Source organism: Massilia sp. W12 (assembly GCF_037300705.1).
Taxonomy (GTDB): domain Bacteria; phylum Pseudomonadota; class Gammaproteobacteria; order Burkholderiales; family Burkholderiaceae_D; genus JACPVY01.
In genome coordinates, this window is record NZ_CP147776.1 from 700,364 (window position 1) to 722,071 (window position 21,708).

The following is a 21,708-nucleotide window of genomic DNA, read 5'->3' on the forward strand; positions in this document are numbered from 1 at the left end:
CCCGTTATGCGGGGACTGGGTTCAACCACGAGCAGAAGCCGAATATGAGCCACAAAGCGCAAGACTACCTGGATGACGAAGGCGGGGCCGATGATTATGCGGACGGCCCGGCAGAATTGCAGGACGCTGACGCCGCCGAATTGCAAGGGCAGGAGGGGCACGGCGCCGAGCCTATCGAAGAATTGCGCAGCGTGCTGGCGGCTGAGCTTTCCACTGACACCACACAGCATTATCTGAATCAAATCGGCACCCGGCCCTTGCTCACGGTTGAAGAGGAAGTGCGCTACGCCACCCTGGCCAAACAGGGCGATTTTGCCTCACGGCAAAAAATGATCGAGCACAATTTGCGTCTGGTCGTTTCCATCGCCAAACATTACATCAATCGCGGTGTTGTTTTGCTCGATATGATCGAGGAAGGCAATCTGGGCTTGATGCGCGCCATCGATAAATTCGAGCCTGAGCGCGGTTTCCGTTTTTCCACATACGCCACCTGGTGGATACGCCAAAGCATTGAGCGCGCCATCATGAATCAGGCGCGCACGGTGCGCCTGCCGGTGCATATGGTGCGCGAATTAAATCAAATCCTGCGCGCCAAATATCATCTTGAAGCTCAGCAGCATGATGGCAAAGACGCTACGGTGGAAGACATCGCCCATTTCGTGCAGCGTCCGGTGGAAGAAGTGCAGGATATTCTGGCCCTGTCCGAGCACGCCACCTCGCTTGACGCGCCGCTCGATAATGATCCGCAATCCAGTTTGATGGATTTGCTGCCGGGCGATGGCGATGACAGCCCCGATTCACAAGCCGAGCACCATGAAATGACCATTCTGGTGCGCGATTGGCTGGCCAAATTGCCGGATAAGCAGCGCATCGTGATCATGCGCCGCTTTGGTCTGGATAATGACGACCCGGCCACCCTGGAAACCCTGGCCGACGAAATGGGCGTCACGCGCGAGCGGGTGCGCCAGATCCAGCAGGAAGCCTTATCCAAACTCAAACGCGCCATGGCGGCGCGCGGAGTGGTGCGCGATTCCCTGCTTTAAGCTATTATCCCTGGCTTTTCCAGGCTTCACACACATCATGCAACAACTACTTGAGATTGAATCGCTCGACATGGAGGCGCGCGGCGTCGCCCATTTGCCGAACGAAGACGGCAGCCCCGGCAAAGTGATTTTTGTTGAGGGCGCCCTGCCCGGCGAACGTGTCGAATATTCTTCCTTCAAGAAAAAGAAGAGTCACGAATTTGCCCAGGCGACCAAGCTGCACAAGCAATCCTCATTGCGTGTGGAGCCGCGTTGCCCGCATTTTGGCATGTGCGGCGGTTGCGCCATGCAACATCTGGAGCCATCCGCCCAGGTGGCGGTGAAACAGCGCGTGCTGGAAGATAATCTGGCGCATATCGGCAAAGTCAAACCGGAACAAATTCTGAGCGCGATTCATGGCCCGACCTGGGGTTATCGTTACCGCGCCCGCCTGTCGGTGCGCCATGTGCGCAAAAAAGGCGAAGTGCTGGTCGGCTTTCATGAAAAGCGCTCGGTGTATGTGGCGGATATCAAATCCTGCGCGATTTTGCCGCCGCATGTATCCGACTTACTGCTGCCTTTGCGCAAATTGATTGCCGGCTTGTCGATTATTGAAGACTTGCCGCAAATCGAGCTGGCCGTTGGTGAAGAAGTCACGGTGCTGGTGCTGCGCATCATGCAGGCGCTGACAGAGGCCGATGAGCAAGCCTTGAAGGCATTCGCGGATCAGCACAAAGTGCAATTCTGGCTGCAAACCAAGGGGCCGGATACCGCCAAACCCTTTTACCCGCTCACCCCGGAGTTGTACTATCTGCTGCCGGAATTCGGTGTGCGCATGCCTTTCAAACCGACTGATTTTACGCAGGTGAATCATCACATTAACCGTGTGCTGGTGGCGCGCGCGCTGCGTTTGCTGGATGCGCAGCCGCAAGAGCGTATTCTGGATTTGTTTTGCGGCCTGGGTAATTTCACGTTGCCGCTGGCGACGCAGGCGGCGCAAGTGGTGGGAATTGAGGGCAGTGAGGCGCTGACTGCGCGCTCACTGGAAAATGCGCAAGTCAATGGTCTGGCGCACAAGCTTTCCTTCCGCAATCGCAATCTGTTTGAAATGACGCCGCAGGAATGGCAGACCCTGGGCCAGTTCGACCGCATGCTGATTGATCCGCCGCGCGATGGCGCACAAGCAGTGTGCGAAAGCCTGGCTGGCGTGGCGCGCGAATTCAAACCGCGCCGCATCGTGTACGTCTCTTGCAGCCCGTCCACCCTGGCGCGCGACGCCGGCATTCTGGTGCATCAGGCCGGCTACCATTTGCGCATGGCCGGCGTGGTGAATATGTTCCCGCATACCTCGCATGTGGAGTCGATGGCGGTGTTTGAATTGGTGTGAGGCAAGCAAAACAAAAAAGCCGGTCAGCGCAAACTGACCGGCTTTTTTGTTTTTGCCCGGCATGCAGCCGGGCCGGGATTGCTCAGTCTTCGCCGCCAAAGATGCCCAGCAGGGACAGCAGGTTGGAGAAGATGTTGTACAGGCTGATATAGATGCTCAGCGCTGCGGTGATGTAATTGGTTTCGCCGCCGTTGACGATCTGGTTCACGGTGTAGAGCAGCATCATCGAGCTCAGCAGAATCATCATGGCCGACAGCGCCATCACCAGCACCGGTTGCTGGAAGAAGAAGGCGTTGAGCAAGCCCAGCACGATCACCACCAACATGCCGATAAAGGCCCAGCGGCCAATGCCGGAGAAGTCGCGCTTGGAAACCGTGGCGATGCTGGCCATCACCACCAGAATCGCAGCCGTGCCGCCGGCTGCCATGGTCAGCAATGCCGCACCGTTTTTAAACTGCAGTGTGCGACCGATCAGCGCGGACATCATCAACCCAAGGAAGAAGGTCAAGCCCAGCATCAGCAATACGCCCATGCCGGAATCCTTGAATTTTTCGATCATGAACACCAGACCGTAGAACACGCCGAAAAACACCAGTACGCCGCCCAGCATGCCGAGCGATTGGAACAGGTTGAATTTCATGCTTACGCCCATCCAAATCCCGGCGATGGTCGGCAGCATGGATAGCGCCAGCAGCAAATACGTGTTGCGCAGCACGCGGTTGCGCTGCGCCACATCCATATAAGCGCCGCCGGCACTGTAAATCTGATGCAAGCTTTGGTTCATGTTATTCCTCCATTAGAAATCATAAGCTATACAGGGCCAACGGCCTGAGTGTAGCACTTCGACTGTATTCTAAGGTATTTGTGGACAAATTCATTTCACTTTTCATGAAGTCAGACTGCTAAATAGAGGAAGGATGTTGCGCTGCGTCAGCGCCTGTTGGCGTTTTGGGTTCTGTGTTAAAATCGAAGGTTGCTTGGCATCCCGTATTTCAAACGCGGGATGCCCCTTTCAACTTTTTTGGAGCATTTCTGATGGCAATCGAACGCACCCTGTCTATCATCAAGCCGGACGCAGTAGCAAAAAATGTTATCGGCCAGATCTATTCCCGTTTTGAAAACGCCGGTCTGAAAATCGTTGCCGCCCGCATGACCCATCTGTCGCGCGCTGAAGCGGAAGGCTTCTACGCTGTGCACCGCGAGCGTCCTTTCTTCAAAGATCTGGTTGACTTCATGGTCTCCGGCCCGGTCATGATCCAAGTGCTGGAAGGCGAAGGCGCGATCGCTAAAAACCGCGAACTGATGGGTGCAACCGATCCGAAGAAAGCTGACAAGGGCACCATCCGCGCAGACTTTGCTGATTCCATCGACGCCAACGCCGTACACGGCTCCGACGCTGCTGAAACCGCAGCTGTCGAAATCGCCTACTACTTCCCGGCGCTGAACGTTTATTCCCGTTAATACCGGCTTGGCGCTGTCATTGTCTGAGGCAAGATGACTGAACTCACCAATTTGCTCGATCTGGACCCGCAACAATTGGTCGCGTACTGCGCGGCCTTGGGTGAGAAGCCATTTCGCGCCAAACAACTGACACGCTGGATACACCAGTATGGCGTGAGCGATTTCGCGCAGATGACTGATCTGGCGAAATCGCTGCGCGAAAAACTGGCGGGCCGCGCTGAAATCCGCGCGCCCTCCGTGATCAGCGATCACACATCGAGCGACGGCACGCGCAAGTGGCTGCTCGATGTCGGCGGCGGCAATGCCGTCGAAACTGTTTTTATTCCCGAAGAAAATCGTGGCACGCTGTGCATTTCCAGTCAGGCTGGGTGCGCGGTGAATTGCCGCTTCTGCTCCACTGGCAAACAGGGTTTCAGCCGCAATCTGAGCACGGCGGAAATCATTGGTCAGCTGTGGATGGCTGAATTCGCCCTGCGCCAAAGCGCGGGGATTGAAGCCGGCCCCAAAGGCGAGCGCCGCATCACGAATGTGGTGATGATGGGCATGGGCGAGCCTTTACTCAATTTTGAACCGGTGGTGACGGCCTTGCGCCTGATGCTGGACGATAATGCGTATGGCTTATCGCGCCGCCGCGTCACGGTTTCCACCTCCGGCGTTGTGCCGATGATGGACAAGCTGGCGCGCGAGTGTCCGGTTGCGCTGGCGGTTTCGCTGCATGCGCCGAATGATGCGCTGCGCGACGATCTGGTGCCGCTCAACCGCAAATATCCGTTGGCGGAATTGATGGCGGCTTGCCAGCGCTATCTCGAATTTGCGCCGCGCGATTTCATCACGTTTGAATACTGCATGCTCGATGGCGTCAATGATACTGACGCCCACGCGCGTGAATTGTTGCGTCTGGTGACTCAGGGCGCGACGGCTGTCTCATGTAAGTTGAATCTGATTCCTTTCAACCCCTTTCCGGAATCCGGCCTGTTGCGCTCCAAAAATCCGCGCATCAAGGAGTTTTCCCAGATTCTGATGGATGCAGGCATTGTCACCACTGTGCGCAAAACGCGCGGCGATGATATTGACGCCGCCTGCGGCCAGTTGGCGGGCGAAGTGCAAGATCGCACCAGGCTGCAGCAGAGGATGGAGAAAATGCAGGATAAATACGGCAAGGACTTTGGCCGCATCGTGGAGATCCCATCATGAAACTTGCCTGGCGTGGCGCCCTGCTGTGTCTGACAGCGGGCGTATTGGCCTTGAGCGGTTGCGCAGGCGGCATGCGCAACACCGGCAGCAGCAAGGAATTGCTTACCGCCTCCGATCAAACCCAGCAGCAAAAACGGGCCGATATCCGCCTGCAATTGGCAGTCAGTTATTATGGCCAGCAGCAGTGGGAGATTGCGCTGGATGAAGTCAAACAGGCGTTGCAATCCTGGCCGGAATTTGCCGACGCTTATGGCTTGCGCGGCTTGATCTATATGGAAATGGGCGAAAATGCGCTGGCTGATGAAAATTTCCAGCGCGCGCTGAAGCTGGCCCCGAATAATCCGGATCTGTCGAATAACTATGGCTGGTTTCTCTGCCGCAGCGGGCGCGGGGCCGATGGCTTGAAGTATTTTGACGCCGCGCTCAAGATGCGCAACTACAGCTCGCCGGAAAAAGCCCTGAACAATGCCGGCTCCTGCAGCCTGACATTGCGCCAATACGATCAGGCTGAGCAATATCTGCGTGAAGCCTTCCGCCTCGATCCTGCCGGCGTGATGACCAACAGCAATCTGGCGAAGCTGTATTTTCAGCAAAAAGACTACCAGCGCGCCAATTTTTATCTGACCCGCGTGGTCAAGCAAATGCAAGATCAAATTATGCCCGCAGATATTCTCTGGCTGGGCATTCGTATGCACCGTAAGCAGGGCGATAGCGCCGCTGAGCAAGCCTTGGCGACCCAGTTGCGCCGCCATCACCCCAAATCAAATGAATTCAAAGATTGGCAACGCGGGGCGTTTGATGAGTGAAACAGAAGCAAGCATGGAAAAAGCTCCCTTGAGTGCAGGCATGCGCCCGGGCGCGATGTTGCACGCAGAGCGTGAAAAACAGGGTTTGAGCCTGGAGCAGGTGGCCGAGCAGTTAAAACTGGCGCCGCGCCAGATCACTGCGCTGGAGCAGGATGATTATGCGAACTTGCCGGGTATGGCGATTGTGCGCGGCTTTGTGCGCGCCTATGCCAAATTGTTGAAACTGGATGCCGCGCCGCTGGTGGCCATGATCGAAGTGGACGGCGGTCTGGCGCAGCAAAGCGCGGTGCGGGTGTCGTCCACCCGGTTTGCCGAAACGCCGATGCCTTCGCAGCGCGGGCGCAGCATGACCCCTTTGCTGATCGGCGGCTCTGCGCTGCTGGCGGTGTTGGTGGCCGGTCTGGCCTGGTGGTTGCAACCCGCCGACAATAAATTGCAAGCGGCGCAACGCGAATCCGCCAGCGCCATTCTGAGCGCGCCGACGCCGCCCAATACCATCGTCACCACCTTGCCCTCGCCCTTGCCGGGGACGGAGCAAAATCCGCCGGCGGCAGGCGACAGCACGGCGCAGGCCAGCCCATCGCCGGCCCCTGTGGCGCAGGCCAGTCCCAGCCCGCTGACGAGTCCGCTGCCGATGGCGAGTCCGCCCCCGCTGGCGACGCCGGCGCCCGGCCCGCTGGCGGCGGCCAGCGCCACGCCCAAGCCCCTGACCAGTCCGACGCCGGCCTTGGCCGCAACGCCGACCCCGCCAGCGCAGGCTAACCCGCCGGCTGCGCAGGCCGGCGGCAATAATCAGCTGGTCTTGACCTTGCGCCAGGATTCCTGGATTGAAGTGCGCAAAGTGAATGGCCCGGTATTGTTGTCGCGTCTGGTGAAAGCCGGCAGCACGGAAAGTTTTGACGCCGCCAGTCCGCTGCAATTGGTGGTTGGCAATGTCAACGGGGTCGAGGCCAGCTTGCGCGGGGCCGCCCTGAATCTGAAAAACGGGCCCGGCAACACCGCGCGCCTGACTGTGAAATGAGTGCGCTGATGGAATCCGCATGTTTGCCTGAATTGGATGGCATCGCCAGCGGCCCGGCTGCGCGGCGCAATACGCGCGCAGTCGCGGTGCGCTATGGCGCGCGCCAGGTGTTGATCGGAGGCCAGGCCCCGGTGGTGGTGCAGTCAATGACCAATACCGACACCGCTGACGCGATCGGCACCGCGATCCAGATCAAAGAATTGGCGCGCGCCGGTTCGGAAATGGTGCGCATCACCGTCAATAATGACGAAGCAGCGCAAGCCGTGCCGGCGATTCGCGAGCAACTCGACCGCATGGGGATTGATGTCCCTTTGATCGGCGATTTTCATTACAACGGCCATTTGCTGCTCAGCAAATATCCCGGCTGCGCCGAAGCGCTGTCGAAATACCGCATCAATCCCGGCAATGTGGGACAGGGCGCGAAACGCGACACCCAATTTGCGCAAATGATTGAAGTCGCCTGCCGGCATGACAAACCGGTGCGCATCGGCGTGAACTGGGGCAGCCTCGATCAAAGCCTGCTGGCGCGCATCATGGATCAGAACGGCAGCCGCGCCACGCCCTGGAGCGCGCAGCAAGTCATGTATGAAGCCCTGATCGCCTCCGCGATTGAAAGCGCGCAAAGGGCGGAAGAACTCGGTTTGGGACGTGACCGCATTGTGCTGTCGTGCAAAGTCTCGGCGGTGCAGGATTTGATTGCGGTGTATCGCGAATTGGCGCGCCGTTGCGATTACCCGCTGCATCTGGGACTGACCGAAGCCGGCATGGGCAGCAAGGGCATCGTCGCTTCCACCGCCGCGCTGGCGGTCTTGATGCAGGAAGGGATTGGCGACACCATCCGTATCTCGCTCACGCCGGAACCCGGCGGCGAGCGCAGCCGCGAAGTGATCGTCGGCCAGGAAATTTTGCAAACCATGGGCTTGCGCAAATTTTCGCCGATGGTGATTGCCTGTCCCGGCTGCGGGCGCACCACCTCGACCGTATTCCAGGAATTGGCCGACCGGATTCAAACCTTTTTGCGCGAGCAAATGCCGCTCTGGAAAAAAGACTATCCGGGGGTGGAAGAAATGAATGTGGCGGTGATGGGCTGCATTGTCAACGGCCCGGGCGAATCGCGTCACGCGAATATCGGCATTAGCCTGCCCGGCACCGGTGAAACGCCGGCTGCGCCGGTATTTGTCGATGGCGTTAAAACTGTCACCCTGCGCGGTGAGCGGCTGGCCGAAGAGTTTCAGGCGATTGTAGAAAACTATGTCAAAACCCGCTATGGCCGCGCGCCGCAAGCGGAGAATGGAAAGCCATGAGTGAAAAGAAAAAAGCGGTGAAAGTGAATGCCGTGAAAGGCATGAACGACATGCTGCCGGCCGACGCCGGCTTGTGGGAATTGGTGGAAAACACGGTGCAATCGGTGGTGAAAAGCTATGGCTATCAGCAAATGCGCACCCCGATTGTGGAAGACACCGGCTTATTTGTGCGCGGCCTGGGGGAAGTCACCGATATCGTCGAAAAGGAAATGTACACCTTCATCGACAGCCTGAACGGCGACTCCCTGACCCTGCGCCCGGAAGGCACTGCCGGCGCGGTGCGCGCTGTGATTGAGCACAATCTGACCTATGACAGCCCGAAGCGGTTGTGGTATTACGGCCCGATGTTCCGCCACGAACGGCCACAGCGCGGACGCTATCGCCAGTTTTATCAATTCGGTCTGGAAGCGGTTGGCTTCACCGGCCCGGATATCGACGCCGAATTGATTTTGCTGTGCCGCCGTCTGTGGGACGATCTCGGCTTGCAAGATGTTGAACTGCATCTGAACTCGATTGGCGACGCCAGCGAGCGCGCCGAACACCGCGCCGCCCTGATCGCCTATTTTGAAAAGCATCAGGATCAGCTCGATGAAGACGCCAAGCGCCGCCTGTACAGCAATCCGCTGCGCATTCTGGACACCAAAAACCCGCATATGCAAAAGCTGGTGGATGGCGCGCCCAAGCTGCTCGATTATCTGAAAGAAGAATCGCGCGCGCACTTTGAAGGCGTGCGCGCGATTCTGGATAAGAATGCCGTGCCCTACATCATCAACCCGCGCTTAGTGCGCGGCATGGATTATTACAACCGCACCGTGTTTGAATGGGTCACCACCAAACTCGGTTCGCAAGGCACGATTTGCGGCGGCGGGCGTTACGATCCCTTGATCGAAATGTGCGGCGGCAAGCCGACCCCGGCCTGCGGTTTCGCCATGGGGGTGGAGCGCATTATTGAATTGCTCAAAGAAGAGGGCGCTGATTTCAGCCAGGCGCAATGCGATGTGTACCTGGTGCATCAGGGCGCCGAAGCGCAAAGCGAGGCGATGGTGTTGGGAGAGCGCTTGCGCGATGCCGGCCTGGATGTTGTGCTACATTGTGCGGGCGCCAATGGCATGGGCAATTTCAAGGCGCAAATGAAGCGCGCCGACGCCAGTGGCGCGGCATATGCCTTGATTCTGGGCGAGGATGAAATCGCCAAGGGCGTGGCGGCGGTGAAAAATCTGCGCGGCGAACAAGGCGAACAGCAACAAGCCGAAGTGGCGCTGGAAGAAGTGGTGGAATATGTGGTGGACGCCATTATTTCCGACGATGCGCACGAGCACCTGCATTTACATCCCTGACAATAAAACCAGCGCGCTGCGGCGCGCTTTTACAGACTGAAAAACGGATAGCAAAGCAATGGCATACGATCTCGAAGAACAAGAGCAATTAGCCACCCTGAAAGCCTGGTGGAACACTTACGGCAATCTGGTCACCTGGCTGCTGGTGCTGGCCCTGGCGGCTTTCTCCGGCTGGACGTATTACAACAACGATAAGCGCAGCAAGGCGCTCGAAGCGGCCACTCTGTATCAGGAAATGGATGCTGCGCTGAACGCCAAAGACGCGGCCAAAATCAATCGTGTGGCGCAGGATATGCAAACCCGCTTCGCCGCCACGCCGTATGCTGTGATGGCTTCGCTGCGCGCGGCCAAAGCCGCATTCGACGCCAATGATCTGAAAACCGCCAAGAGCATGTTGCAATGGGTGGTGACACATGAAAAAGAAGGCGAAGCGCTGGCCCTGGCGCGTCTGCGCTTAGCCGGCGTGCTGCTGGATGAAAAAGCCTACGACGAAGGCATGAAGCAACTCAGTGCTGAATTCCCGCCGGCGTTTGCCGCGCAAGTGGCGGATCGCAAAGGCGATATTCTGCTGGCGCAGGGCAAAACCGCTGATGCGCGCGCCGCCTTTGAAGAAGCATTGAAAAAGACCGGCGAAAAAGACGCATTGCATCAATTGTTGAAATTCAAGCTGGACGCCCTCGGCGGCGCCAAGGCTTGAAGCGGGGACTCGATATGAAAAAAAACGGTCTGTTGCTGGCCTTGTGCGGCGTGTTGAGTTTAAGCGCCTGCAGTTCGCTCAATCCTTTTGCCGATCCGCCGCGCAATCCGCCGGCCCAGCTGAGCGAGTTTAAACCAAGCATGGCGGTGCGCCAGGTGTGGAGTTACGCGATTGGCAGTTCGGGCGATTACGCATTCTCGCCGGCGCAAGCCGGCGACAGCCTGTTTGTGGCGGCTGCCGATGGCGCGCTGGCGCGCCTGGATGTGGCTTCCGGCAAAGCGGCCTGGCGCATCCAGACCGGGCAACGCCTGACCGGCGGCGTCGGCGCCGCCAGCGATGGCAATCTGGTGGTGGTGGCGACTGAAAAAGGCGGTTTGCAGGCATATGACGGCCAGGGCAAGCTGCGCTGGAGCGCGCAAGCCAGCAGCGAAGTGCTGTCCGCGCCGGCAGTCGGCGGCGGTCTGGTCGCAGTGCGCAGCCATGACAATAAAATCACCGCTTATGACGCCGAAACCGGCGCCCGCCGCTGGCAGGCGCAGCGCATTGCGCCGCCCTTGACCTTGCGCAATTCCGGCGCGCTGACGATTGACGCCGGGAATGTGTATGTGGCGATGCCGGGCGGGCGCATGCTTGCGCTGTCGGGACAGAACGGCAGCGTGCGCTGGGAAGTGGCGGTGGCTGAGCCGCGCGGCGCTACCGAACTCGAACGCGTCACCGACCTCGCCGGTGCGCCGGTGCTGGCCGGACGTGAAATTTGCGCAGTCACTTATCAGGGCAAACTGGCCTGTTATGACCGCACCAATGGCCAGCTGCGCTGGAGCAAAGAATTTTCCAGCGACGCCGGTATGAGCGTGGACGAGCGTTTTGTCTTCGCCAGCGATGAAAAAGGCAGCTTGTCCGCCTTCAACCGTGAAGGCAAGAGCCTGTGGCGCAATGACAAGCTGGCCTGGCGCCGCCTGTCCGCCCCGGCTTCGATCGGGCGCGCCGTCGCCGTCGCTGATTACCAAGGCTTTATCCATTTCCTGTCGCGTGAAGACGGGGCCTTTTTGGCCCGTCTGCCAGGCGACGGCAGCCCGACGCCCGGCATGCCGCTGGTGGCGAACGACAGGCTGATATTGCAAACCAAAAACGGCGCAGTGCTTGCGCTGGCGGCAGATTGAGGCCAGATGAAACCTGTTATTGCATTAGTCGGGAGGCCGAATGTCGGCAAATCGACACTTTTCAACCGCTTAACCCGTTCGCGTGATGCGCTGGTGGCGGATTTGCCGGGCTTGACGCGTGACCGCCATTATGGCGAGGGACGCATGGGAGAACGCCCGTTTCTGGTGATCGACACCGGCGGTTTTGAGCCGGTCGCCAAAGAAGGCATCCTGTATCAAATGGCGCGCCAGACCAAGCAGGCGGTGGCCGAAGCGGATGTCATTATTTTCCTGGTGGATGGACGCCAGGGACTGACCCCGCACGACAAAACGATCACCGACTTTTTGCGCAAGGCGAACCGCCCGGTGCTGCTGGCGGTGAATAAAGCCGAAGGCATGCGCTACACCTCGGTGACGGCGGAGTTTTATGAGCTGGGCATGGGCGATCCGCTGGTGATCTCGTCCGCCCATGGCGACGGCGTGCTGGATTTGCTGAATCTGGCGCTGGACACCGTTGAAGGCGCGCAGCCGCCTGCGCTGGAAGAAGCTGCGCCGGATGAAGAAGAGGATCTGGGCCGGGCGATTAAAATCGCCGTGGTGGGCCGGCCCAACGTCGGCAAATCGACCCTGATCAACACCCTGGTTGGCGAAGAGCGCGTGATCGCCTTCGATATGCCGGGCACCACACGCGATTCGATTGAAATCCCGTTTGAGCGCGATGGGCGGCAATATGTCCTGATCGACACCGCCGGCATCCGCCGCCGGGGCAAAGTGTTTGAGGCGATTGAAAAATTTTCAGTGGTCAAAACGCTGCAATCGATTTCCGAAGCGAATGTCGCGATTTTGCTGCTTGATGCGCGGCAGGACATTTCTGAACAGGATGCGCACATCGCCGGTTTTATTCTGGAGTCAGGCCGCGCCCTGGTGGTGGCGGTGAATAAGTGGGACGACCTGGATGTCGATCAGCGCGACCAGATCAAAATGGATTTAGAGCGTAAACTCGATTTTCTCTCGTTTGCCAAAACCCATTTTATTTCCGCCTTGAGGGCCAGCGGCATCGGGCCTTTGATGAAGTCGGTGAATGGCGCTTACGCCGCCGCCACCGCCAAGCTGCCCACGCCCAAACTCACGCGCGCGCTGGAAGAGGCAGTGCAAAAGCAAGAGCCTAAACGCAAGGGATCGATCCGTCCCAAGATGCGGTATGCCCATCAGGGCGGACAGAATCCGCCTGTGATTGTGATCCATGGCAATGCGCTGGAAGCGATCAGCGAACCATACCGCCGCTTTTTGGAAAAACATTTCAGGGAAACTTTTTCGCTGGTCGGCACTCCTTTACGTATCGAGTTCCGCAGCAGCAAAAACCCGTTTGTAGTGGAAAAGAAATAAGCGGGCGGCTGCGTCATACGATACTTTGCCTGATGGATTCTCAGTGAATTCCCAATGCGGAAATCCTGGAACTCGGGCACAATGCAAGTTTTCCGGCCAACCGGATGCAGGCAAGCCACACATCGTTTGCGTGTGGCGTCAGGGCGCTGCCAGCGCGGATTGTCCTGACAAGGGTAAATGGAAGCTGTACTTGAAATAAATCGAGTCATCTCCAAATTTGACTACAACAACACGATGGAGCTGTTATGAGCAACAAAGGGCAATTGTTACAAGACCCATTTCTGAACGCCTTGCGCAAGGAACATGTGCCGGTCTCGATCTATTTGGTAAACGGCATCAAACTGCAAGGCCATATCGAATCTTTTGATCAATACGTGGTTCTGTTGCGCAACACCGTGACGCAAATGGTGTACAAGCACGCGATTTCTACCGTGGTGCCGGCGCGCGCAGTCAATCTTTCTCTTGACTCCGAACAGGAATAAGGCGAGCCAATGCCAGAGCAGATCCGTGCGGCCCTGGTCGGGGTAGACTTTGGCAAGGGCGAGTTTGCCGCCAGTCTCGAAGAGCTGGTGCTACTAGCGCGCTCAGCCGGAGCTGAACCGGTCACCGTGGTCACAGCCAAACGCAGCAGCCCGGATCCGGCGTATTTCGTCGGTTCCGGCAAGGCGGAAGAAATCGGTCATGCGATCGCGGATCTGCAGCTCAATCTGGTGATTTTCAACCATGCCTTAAGCCCGGCGCAGCAGCGTAATTTGGAAAAACTGTTGCAATGCCGGGTGCTGGACCGCACCAGCCTGATTTTGGATATCTTTGCCCAGCGCGCCCAAAGTCATGAAGGCAAGGTGCAAGTTGAGTTGGCCCAGCTGCAACATCTGGCCACCCGCCTGGTGCGCGGCTGGACTCACTTGGAGCGGCAAAAAGGCGGTATCGGCTTGCGCGGCCCTGGCGAAACCCAGCTTGAAACCGACCGCCGATTATTGGGCGAACGCGTCAAAATGCTGCGCGCCCAACTCGAACGGCTGCAACGCCAGCGCGAAACCCGGCGCCGTTCGCGTGCGCGCAATCACACCTTTTCAATTTCCCTGGTCGGCTACACCAACGCCGGCAAATCCACCCTGTTCAATACCTTGACCAAGGCCGGCGTGTACGTCGCGGATCAATTGTTCGCCACGCTCGACACCACCTCGCGCAAGATTTATCTGAACCAGGAAGTCGGCAGCGTCGTGCTGTCCGACACCGTGGGTTTTGTGCGCGAATTGCCGCACTCCCTGGTGGCGGCTTTCCGCGCCACGCTCGAAGAAACCATCCATGCTGATTTGCTCTTGCATGTGGTGGATGCGGCAAGTCCGGTGCGCATGGAGCAGATTGAGCAAGTCAATCTGGTGCTGGATGAAATCGGCGCACGCGATGTGCCGCAAATTCTGGTATGGAACAAGATCGACGCCGCCGCCCTTGAGCCGGCAATCGAGCGCGACGAGTATGGTAAAATCCAGCGGGTTTTCATCAGCGCCAGGAATGGCGCCGGACTGGATTTGCTGCGTGCCGCGATTGCAGAATACGCCAGCGCACATGTGGAAAAAGTGCGTGAGGCGCCGCAAGACCCCCCGTTATCCCACGCCCATCTGACCTAAGACCGCGAATATGAAGCGATTATCCCTTTCAAACTGGCTGGGCCGCCTGCGCATTGGGCGCCGCGCGCCCTTTTTTGCCGCAGATGGCAACCGACCGGGCGATGGCCCGCCCGATCTGGATCAGCTCTGGCGCGACTTCAACCGCCGCCTGTCCTCGATGTTTGGGCAAGGCCCGCGCCCGCCTTCCGGCAATAATAACGAGCCGGCCGAAATCAAAGGCGTAGGCGTTGGCATCGGCGTGGTGATGGTGGTGGCCGGGTTCTTATGGCTGTCCAGCGGCTTTTTCATCGTGCTCGAAGGCGAAACCGCCGTGGTGCTGACCTTTGGCAAATACAGCCGCACTGCGCCCGCCGGTTTCAACTGGCGCTGGCCCAGCCCGATTGAAAGCCATCAGGTGGTGAATGTTTCCAGAATGCGCACGGTGGAAGTCGGTTACCGCCGCAGCGCCAAGAATAAGGAAGCGAAAGAAGCGCTGATGTTGACAGATGATGAAAACATCGTCGAAGTCCAATTCGCCGTCCAATACAAATTGAAAAACCCCTCAGACTGGATCTTCAATAACCGCGAAACGCGCGACGATGATGACAGCTTCCTGCGCCAGATCGCCGAAACCTCGGTGCGCGAGGTGGTGGGCAAAGGCAAGATGGACTATGTGCTGTACGAAGGGCGTGAAAAAGTCGCCTACGACGTCAGCCAGCTGATGCAGCAGATTCTTGACCGCTACAAGAGCGGCGTGCAGGTGGTCAACGTCACCATGCAAAACGTGCAGCCGCCTGAGCAGGTGCAAAACGCCTTCGATGATGCGGTGAAAGCAGGGCAGGACATGGAGCGTTTGAAAAACGAAGGCGCGGCCTACGCCAACGACGTGATCCCGAAAGCGCGCGGGCAGGCCGCCCGTATGCTGCTCGATGCGCAAGCGCACCGCTCGCGCGTGGTCGAAACCGCCAGCGGTGATGCCGCCCGCTTCAAGCAAGTGGTGACCGAATACGCCAAGGCGCCGACCGTCACGCGCGACCGCATGTATTTGGAAACCATGCAACAAGTCTTCAATAATGTCACCAAGGTCATGGTGGACAGCAAGACCGGCAATAATTTGATCAATTTGCCGCTGGATAAACTGATTCAAGGCGCGGCTGCAGACCATGCGGCGCAGCAGGCGGTGCGCACCCAGCAAGCTGCCAGCGGCCAGCAGGCGCCGGAACAAAATGTTGATGTGCGCGCGCGCGAATCGCGTAAAGCCGATGTGCGTGAACGGGAGAGCCGCTGATGAACCGCCTGATTTCTCATTTAATCACGCTCGGCCTGGTGCTGATGCTGGTGTACTCCTGCATGTTTGTGGTGGATCAGCGGCAATATGTGATTGTGTTTGCGCTGGGTGAAGCCAAGCGCGTGATCACCGAACCGGGCTTGAATTTCAAGCTGCCGCCGCCGTTCCAAAACACGGTGTCGCTGGATAAACGCATACGCACCATCGACAATACCGACGCCGACCGCTTCATTACGGCGGAAAAGAAAAACATCGTGGTCGATTCTTTCGTCAAATGGCGCATCACCGAACCGCGCCAATTCTTCGTCAGCTTTGGCGTGGATGAAAAGCGGGCGGAAGACCGTATGTCGCAAATCGTCAAAGCGGCCTTGAACGAGGAAATCACCAAGCGCAATGTGCGCGATGTGATTTCCGGCGAGCGCGGCAAGGTGATGGACGCTTTGCGCAAAAAAGTCTCTGAAGAAGCGCGTCAGATCGGTGTGGAAATCGTCGATGTGCGCTTGAAGCGGGTCGATTATGTCGATCAGATCAACACCTCGGTGTACGAGCGGATGAAGGCGGAGCGGGTCAAAGTGGCGAATGAAAAGCGCTCGACCGGTGTGGCTGAATCTGAAAAACTGCGCGCGGAAGCCGATCGCAAGCGCACCGAAATCCTGGCTGAAGCTTATCGCGAAGCGGAAACCATTCGCGGTGAAGGCGACGCCAAGGCCACCCAGATCTATGGCGATGCGTTTGGTCAAAACCCGGAGTTCTATAAGTTCTACCGCAGCCTGGAGGCGTACCGCGCTTCCTTCCGTGGCCATGGCGACGTGATGGTGATCGACAGCAACTCTGACTTCTTCAAGTATTTCAGAGGCACGAATGGCGCAGGCGAAGCCTCCGCTAAGAAGAAATAAGATACGCGCCCCGGCCCGGGGCGCCAGGAATCAAGATCATGCCGAATTGGCTGCTCCCAGAAAATATTGCCGATGTTTTGCCATCGGAGGCGCGCAAAATTGAAGAATTGCGCCGCGCCATGCTCGACAAGTTCCGCTCTTATGGCTATGAGCTGGTCTTGCCGCCCCTGCTGGAATACCTCGATTCACTGTTGGCCGGCGCGGGTGAAGACACCGATTTGCGCACCTTCAAACTGGTCGATCAAATGTCCGGGCGCACCCTCGGCTTGCGGCCGGACATGACGATCCAGGTGGCGCGCATCGACGCCCATCTGCTCAACCGCCAATCCATCACCCGCCTGTGCTATGTCGGCAGCGTATTGCATACCCGTCCCTCGGGGCTGCACGCGACGCGCGAACCGCTGCAAATCGGCGCCGAATTGTACGGCCACGCCGGCCTGGAGGCGGATGCTGAAATTCAAGAACTGGCGCTGGCCTCGCTGCGTTTAGCGGGCGTGACAGAAATGCGCATCGATTTGTGCCACGTCGGCATTTTGCGCGCGCTCTTGCAACAAGACCCGGCCGCCGCCGCGCAGCGCAGCCAGATCATCAGCCTGTTGCGCGCCAAAGACATTCCCGGCCTGCTGGAATTGGGCCGCAGCTTCCTGCCGCAAACCCGCGCCGCCTTGCTCGCACTGCCTGAGCTGTATGGCGATTTGCGCATTTTGCCGCAAGCGCGCGCGCAACTGCCGGCGCTGCCGGCGATCGCCAAAGCGCTGGATGAGCTGGAAGCCCTGGCGCGCAGCGCAAGCCCGGCCCGCGTCACGCTTGATTTAGCCGACCTGCAAGGCTATCAATATGAAAGCGGCGTCACCTTTGCGATCTATGTGCCGGGCTTGCCCAACGCAGTCGCACGCGGCGGCCGTTACGACCATGTCGGCGAAGCATTCGGGCGCGCCCGTCCGGCCACCGGCTTTTCGCTGGATTTGCGCGAATTGGCGCGGCTCTTGCCGGGCGCCGTGCGCAAATCCTCGATCCGCGCGCCGTGGGACGAAGACCCGGCCCTGCGCGCCACCGTGCGCGAATTGCGCGCCGCCGGCGAAATCGTGATCCAGTCTCTGCCTGGACACGAGAATGAACAGGAAGAATTTGATTGCGACCGTACGCTGGTGCGTGCGCGCGATGGCAACTGGATACTCACTAACCAGGAAAACTGATGTCACATCCTAACAAAGCAAAGAATGTGGTCGTCATCGGCACCCAATGGGGCGATGAAGGCAAGGGTAAAGTCGTTGATTGGCTGACTGATCACGCACAAGGCGTGGTGCGCTTCCAGGGCGGCCACAATGCCGGCCATACCTTGGTGATCGGCGGGCAGAAAACCGCCCTGCAATTGATTCCTTCCGGCATCATGCGCGCCGGCGTGGCCTGCTATATCGGCAATGGTGTGGTGTTATCTGTGCCTGACGTGCTGCGCGAAATCGACAAGCTGCAAGCCGCCGGGGTGGAAGTGGAATCGCGCCTGAAGATTTCCGAAGCCTGCCCGGTGATTCTGCCTTACCACCTGGCGCTGGATGCGGCGCGCGAAGCCGCACGCGGCGAAGCCAAGATCGGCACCACCGGCAAGGGCATCGGCCCGGCTTATGAAGACAAAGTGGCGCGCCGCGCGATCCGCGTCGCCGACTTGCTGAATGAATCCCGCTTTATCGAAAAACTGCGCGACAACCTGGACTACCACAATTTCGTGCTGACCCAATATCTGAAAGCGGCTGCGCTGGATGTGCAAAAAGTGGCGGATGACGCGCTGGCTTTAGTGCCGCGCATCAAGCACATGGTGACAGACGTTTCGAGCGCACTGTACGCTGCGCACAAAGGCGGCGCGAATCTGCTGTTTGAAGGCGCGCAAGGCAGCCTGCTCGACGTCGATCACGGCACCTATCCCTTCGTCACCTCCAGCAACTGCGTGGCCGGCAATGCCGCCGCCGGCGCCGGCGTTGGCCCGAATATGTTGCATTACGTGCTGGGCATCACCAAGGCTTATACCACCCGTGTCGGCGGCGGCCCCTTCCCGTCCGAATTGCCGACTGATCAGGGCGTCGGCAAACACCTGTCTTCCATCGGCCATGAATTTGGCGTGGTGACAGGCCGTGCGCGCCGCTGCGGCTGGTTTGACGCCGCCTTGCTGCGCCGCTCGGTGCAAATCAATGGCGTGTCCGGGATTTGCTTGACCAAGCTCGACGTATTGGACGGCCTGCCCAGCCTGAAGCTGTGCACCGGCTACAAACTGGATGGCCGTGAAGTCGATATCTTCCCGGTCGGTGCGGAAGAAGCCGCGCGCTGCGAACCGATTTATGAAGAAATGCCGGGCTGGACTGAAGCCACCGTGGGCAAGAAGAGCATGGACGAATTGCCGGCCAATGCGCGCGCCTACGTTGCCCGCATCGAAGAATTGATCGGCGTGCCGATCGACATGGTTTCCACCGGCCCAGACCGGGAAGAAACCATCGTCTTGCGTCACCCCTTTAAGTGATGCAACCGCGCCTGTCAGGCGCACACTATCAAAGCCGCCTGTTCGCAGGCGGCATTTTTTTCAGCGCAGCCTGATGGCCAAAGGCGCTTGATACGACAAGAAGAAAGGAAAAACCATGACGCCCCCGAAAAATGACGATGCCCATTTGTGGGTCAACTGGGAAGAATATCACCGCTTAATCGAGCGCCTTGCCCTGCTGGTGCATGAATCCGGCTGGAAATTTGACCATGTGCTGTGCTTGGCGCGCGGCGGCGTGCGTCCCGGCGATGTGATTTCCCGCATCTTTGATGTGCCGCTGGCGATTCTCTCCACCAGCTCCTACCGCGAAGATGTCGGCACCAAGCAAGGCGATCTCGACATCGGCAAATACATAACCATGACCAAGGGACACCTGTCCGGCCGCGTGTTGCTGGTGGACGATCTGGCTGACTCCGGCGTGACCTTGAAGCGCGTGCAACAGCATTTGAAAGACTTCTACCCGGACGTGACGGAAGTGAAATCGGCGGTGATCTGGTGCAAAGCCTGCTCCAGCGTGCGTCCTGATTATTATGTCGATTTCCTCGAACACAATCCCTGGATTCACCAGCCGTTTGAAGAATACGACGGCCTGCGCCCGCATCAACTGGCGGCCTGGCTGAAAAAGGGCGAAGTCTGAAAATCATTTGCAGTAAGTTGCGCCGGGCCTCGCGCCCGGCGCATTCCCCCTCAGCAGCTAAGGCGGATTGCGCACCACGCAGCGCTGTTTGCAGCTAAAGTTACCTGCCACCATTTTCTAAAAGTGGCTTTACAAAGCCAATACAGGAGGGCACAATGATTCATATTGTGCAAGCTGAAAAGATGGCTAAATGCCATTGTTTCTATTTCTTTTAAGAAATAAAGCAACTCCACATCCTTCAGCCGCTTCAATTCTTTCCCCGCATCCAAGTTCTTTTTTGCGCCGGACGCATGTCCGGGCTGTGTTAAGGGGCATCATGAGTCTTCGCAATTTTTTTGTCGCAATTCTGTTGAGCAGTTTAAGTCTGGGAGCATGTGCAATGGGTGGCAAAGTGATGTTTTCCGCTGTCACGGCGCAAGTCGTGAAAGGCGGCAAGCCGGTAGCCGGGGCCAAGGTGGTGCGCGAATACACCTGGCATTGGGATGATAAAAAGGTGGTGGAAGAAACCCAAAGCGACAGCAATGGCCGCTTTCAATTTCCGCGAGCGGAAAAGGGTGCGTTTTTAGCATCCTTTATTCCACATGAGCCGGTGATCTCCCAAATTATCAGGATTCACCATGAAGGCAAAGAATTCATGGCCTGGAATCTGAACAAACACAATTACGACGACAACGGCGAGTTGCATGGCAAACCGCTCAAATTCGTTTGCGACCTGCAGGATAAGCCAGGCGCATATCTTGACAAAGACATCTGGGGCTTATGCAAGCCGCAATAAAAAACTTCCAAGGAGACAGAAATGACAGCATTGACCCCCAAACAAGCTGCGCAGATTGCGAAAAAAGTCTATGACTTGCGCAAAGACGCGGATTGGGATTTGCGCGTGGCGCGCGGCGTTGAAGGGCTGGATACCGCGTTCGACATCAATGGCATGTTCACACTCAATGGCGGCAAGCGTATGAACGGAACCAGCGGCGGAACCTTCCTGCGCGCACGTTCCGGTTTTGGTTTCATCGCTTCCGGCGTGGGCAACCGCTCGAATGAATTATTGATTGCAATCCGTGGTACTGCCTCGCTTTTTGATGGCGTGACAGACCTGGTGCAAAGCGTAACGCGCGGCCCGTCCGGCTATATGGTGCATGCCGGCTTTCATCGCACCTTTGATTCCTTCAAAGAAGACATCGCGGCAGCCATTGCAGGCAGCAACAAACCGGCTACCGTGCATGTGGTCGGGCACAGCCTGGGCGGCGCGCTGGCCACCATCACGGCTGATTTTCTGTCTGAACAAAGAACCCCGGTCAAGTTGTACACCTTTGGCTGCCCGCGCGTCGGCTTCACCGGTTTTTCCCGTTCGCTGACGCAAAAACTGGGCACGCAAAATATGTTCCGTGTGCATCACAGCGCAGACGTGGTCTCGATGGTGCCGATTTTTCCGTTTTCGCACACCCCGATCAATCGTGACGAATATTCCCTGCCGTGGAATGGCGCCAGCATTTCAGTCAATGCGCACTTCATGGATAACTACATCCAGACCATTGGCGACATGAACTGGGATGGGTTGATCCGCACCAATCCGGAGCCGTCCAGCTGGCAACAGGCGGAAGATTGGCTCAAGGCTGCCGCCACCAATGGCGGCGTGTGCAAAATGCTGTCTGCCGGCACGCTCTGGATGTTGATGAAATGCATTGACTGGATTCTGGACAAAATCGGCACAGCCACCAATGTGGTGGCCGGTTCAGCTGCCCTGATCGGCGTCACGGTGATGGATCGTCTGGCGCAGATTCTGTATCAAGGCGCCGCTGCCTCGGTGCAAGTGTCGAGCTATGTCGGGAATCTGATGATCGCGATTCTGCGCTTCCTCGGCCGCGCCGTGGTGAAGACCGTCAGCCTCACCGTGCAATTTATCAGCTGGGTTTTAAATATGCTGTACAACGTCATGTCGCAAATCGCACATACTGCATTGCAGCGGCTGTTCTGATGCCCTGGCGGCCCACCCGCC

At 58.1% G+C, this 21,708-nt stretch carries 21 protein-coding genes; 20 read left to right on the top strand and 1 reads right to left on the bottom strand.

The window, feature by feature from the left end; genetic code table 11:
- The first annotated feature begins 44 nt into the window (after positions 1-44).
- Both rpoS and rlmD read left to right on the top strand, forming a co-directional pair.
- Complete coding sequence (gene rpoS, locus V8J88_RS02780) at positions 45-1,043, top strand: RNA polymerase sigma factor RpoS (protein WP_338847642.1); 999 nt, start codon at positions 45-47, stop codon at positions 1,041-1,043.
- Positions 1,044-1,080: 37 nt separating this feature from the next.
- Positions 1,081-2,409: a 23S rRNA (uracil(1939)-C(5))-methyltransferase RlmD gene (gene rlmD / locus V8J88_RS02785; protein ID WP_338847643.1), complete on the top strand. Its 1,329-nt coding sequence runs from the start codon at positions 1,081-1,083 to the stop codon at positions 2,407-2,409.
- A gap of 82 nt (positions 2,410-2,491) precedes the next feature.
- Here the strand turns inward: rlmD and V8J88_RS02790 are convergent, their stop codons facing one another.
- Positions 2,492-3,193 (bottom strand): Bax inhibitor-1 family protein, encoded by a 702-nt coding sequence (locus V8J88_RS02790; RefSeq protein WP_338847645.1) that lies wholly within the window; start codon positions 3,191-3,193, stop codon positions 2,492-2,494.
- 251 nt (positions 3,194-3,444) lie between these two features.
- Here V8J88_RS02790 and ndk point away from each other — a divergent pair, with 251 nt between their 5' ends.
- The 18 genes from ndk (at position 3,445) to V8J88_RS02880 (ending at position 21,687) form a co-directional block, all read left to right on the top strand.
- Complete coding sequence (gene ndk / locus V8J88_RS02795) at positions 3,445-3,870, top strand: nucleoside-diphosphate kinase (RefSeq protein ID WP_338847646.1); 426 nt, start codon at positions 3,445-3,447, stop codon at positions 3,868-3,870.
- A 33-nt stretch (positions 3,871-3,903) separates the two neighbouring features.
- The gene (gene rlmN / locus V8J88_RS02800) at positions 3,904-5,064 is read left to right on the top strand and encodes a 23S rRNA (adenine(2503)-C(2))-methyltransferase RlmN (protein ID WP_338847647.1); all 1,161 of its coding nucleotides are present in this window, start codon (positions 3,904-3,906) and stop codon (positions 5,062-5,064) included.
- On the top strand, positions 5,061-5,870 hold the full coding sequence (pilW, locus tag V8J88_RS02805) for a type IV pilus biogenesis/stability protein PilW (RefSeq protein ID WP_338847648.1): 810 nt from the start codon (positions 5,061-5,063) through the stop codon (positions 5,868-5,870). The genes rlmN and pilW overlap by 4 nt, the downstream gene beginning before the upstream one ends.
- 13 nt (positions 5,871-5,883) lie before the next feature.
- Entirely contained in the window at positions 5,884-6,891 is a 1,008-nt protein-coding gene (locus V8J88_RS02810; RefSeq protein ID WP_338847649.1) for a RodZ domain-containing protein, read from the top strand.
- 8 nt (positions 6,892-6,899) lie between these two features.
- Complete coding sequence (gene ispG, locus V8J88_RS02815; protein ID WP_338847650.1) at positions 6,900-8,195, top strand: flavodoxin-dependent (E)-4-hydroxy-3-methylbut-2-enyl-diphosphate synthase; 1,296 nt, start codon at positions 6,900-6,902, stop codon at positions 8,193-8,195.
- Positions 8,192-9,532 (top strand): histidine--tRNA ligase, encoded by a 1,341-nt coding sequence (gene hisS, locus V8J88_RS02820; RefSeq protein ID WP_338847651.1) that lies wholly within the window; start codon positions 8,192-8,194, stop codon positions 9,530-9,532. The genes ispG and hisS overlap by 4 nt, the downstream gene beginning before the upstream one ends.
- 58 nt (positions 9,533-9,590) lie before the next feature.
- Complete coding sequence (locus V8J88_RS02825; protein WP_338847653.1) at positions 9,591-10,229, top strand: tetratricopeptide repeat protein; 639 nt, start codon at positions 9,591-9,593, stop codon at positions 10,227-10,229.
- A 14-nt stretch (positions 10,230-10,243) separates the two neighbouring features.
- Positions 10,244-11,389 (top strand): outer membrane protein assembly factor BamB, encoded by a 1,146-nt coding sequence (bamB, locus tag V8J88_RS02830; RefSeq protein WP_338847654.1) that lies wholly within the window; start codon positions 10,244-10,246, stop codon positions 11,387-11,389.
- 6 nt (positions 11,390-11,395) lie between these two features.
- Entirely contained in the window at positions 11,396-12,754 is a 1,359-nt protein-coding gene (gene der, locus V8J88_RS02835; protein WP_338847655.1) for a ribosome biogenesis GTPase Der, read from the top strand.
- 245 nt (positions 12,755-12,999) lie between these two features.
- Positions 13,000-13,236 (top strand): RNA chaperone Hfq, encoded by a 237-nt coding sequence (gene hfq, locus V8J88_RS02840; RefSeq protein WP_338847656.1) that lies wholly within the window; start codon positions 13,000-13,002, stop codon positions 13,234-13,236.
- 21 nt (positions 13,237-13,257) lie between these two features.
- On the top strand, positions 13,258-14,385 hold the full coding sequence (hflX, locus tag V8J88_RS02845; protein WP_338849988.1) for a GTPase HflX: 1,128 nt from the start codon (positions 13,258-13,260) through the stop codon (positions 14,383-14,385).
- Between the two features lie 10 nt (positions 14,386-14,395).
- Positions 14,396-15,652, top strand: a complete 1,257-nt coding sequence (hflK, locus tag V8J88_RS02850; RefSeq protein WP_338847657.1) for an FtsH protease activity modulator HflK — start codon at positions 14,396-14,398, stop codon at positions 15,650-15,652.
- Entirely contained in the window at positions 15,652-16,548 is an 897-nt protein-coding gene (gene hflC, locus V8J88_RS02855) for a protease modulator HflC (protein WP_338847658.1), read from the top strand. The genes hflK and hflC overlap by 1 nt, the downstream gene beginning before the upstream one ends.
- Before the next feature lie 38 nt (positions 16,549-16,586).
- Positions 16,587-17,744, top strand: a complete 1,158-nt coding sequence (locus tag V8J88_RS02860; RefSeq protein WP_338847659.1) for an ATP phosphoribosyltransferase regulatory subunit — start codon at positions 16,587-16,589, stop codon at positions 17,742-17,744.
- Positions 17,744-19,057, top strand: coding sequence for an adenylosuccinate synthase (locus V8J88_RS02865; RefSeq protein ID WP_338847660.1), 1,314 nt, complete (start codon positions 17,744-17,746; stop codon positions 19,055-19,057). The genes V8J88_RS02860 and V8J88_RS02865 overlap by 1 nt, the downstream gene beginning before the upstream one ends.
- A 115-nt stretch (positions 19,058-19,172) precedes the next feature.
- A complete protein-coding gene (locus V8J88_RS02870) occupies positions 19,173-19,712 on the top strand; it encodes a phosphoribosyltransferase (protein WP_338847661.1) in 540 nt (179 codons plus the stop codon).
- A gap of 316 nt (positions 19,713-20,028) precedes the next feature.
- Entirely contained in the window at positions 20,029-20,487 is a 459-nt protein-coding gene (locus V8J88_RS02875) for a DUF6795 domain-containing protein (protein WP_338847662.1), read from the top strand.
- Positions 20,488-20,508: 21 nt separating this feature from the next.
- Positions 20,509-21,687 carry a lipase family protein gene (locus V8J88_RS02880; RefSeq protein ID WP_338847664.1) on the top strand — a complete coding sequence of 393 codons (1,179 nt, stop codon included), beginning with the start codon at positions 20,509-20,511 and terminating at the stop codon, positions 21,685-21,687.
- The last annotated feature ends 21 nt before the right edge of the window (positions 21,688-21,708 follow it).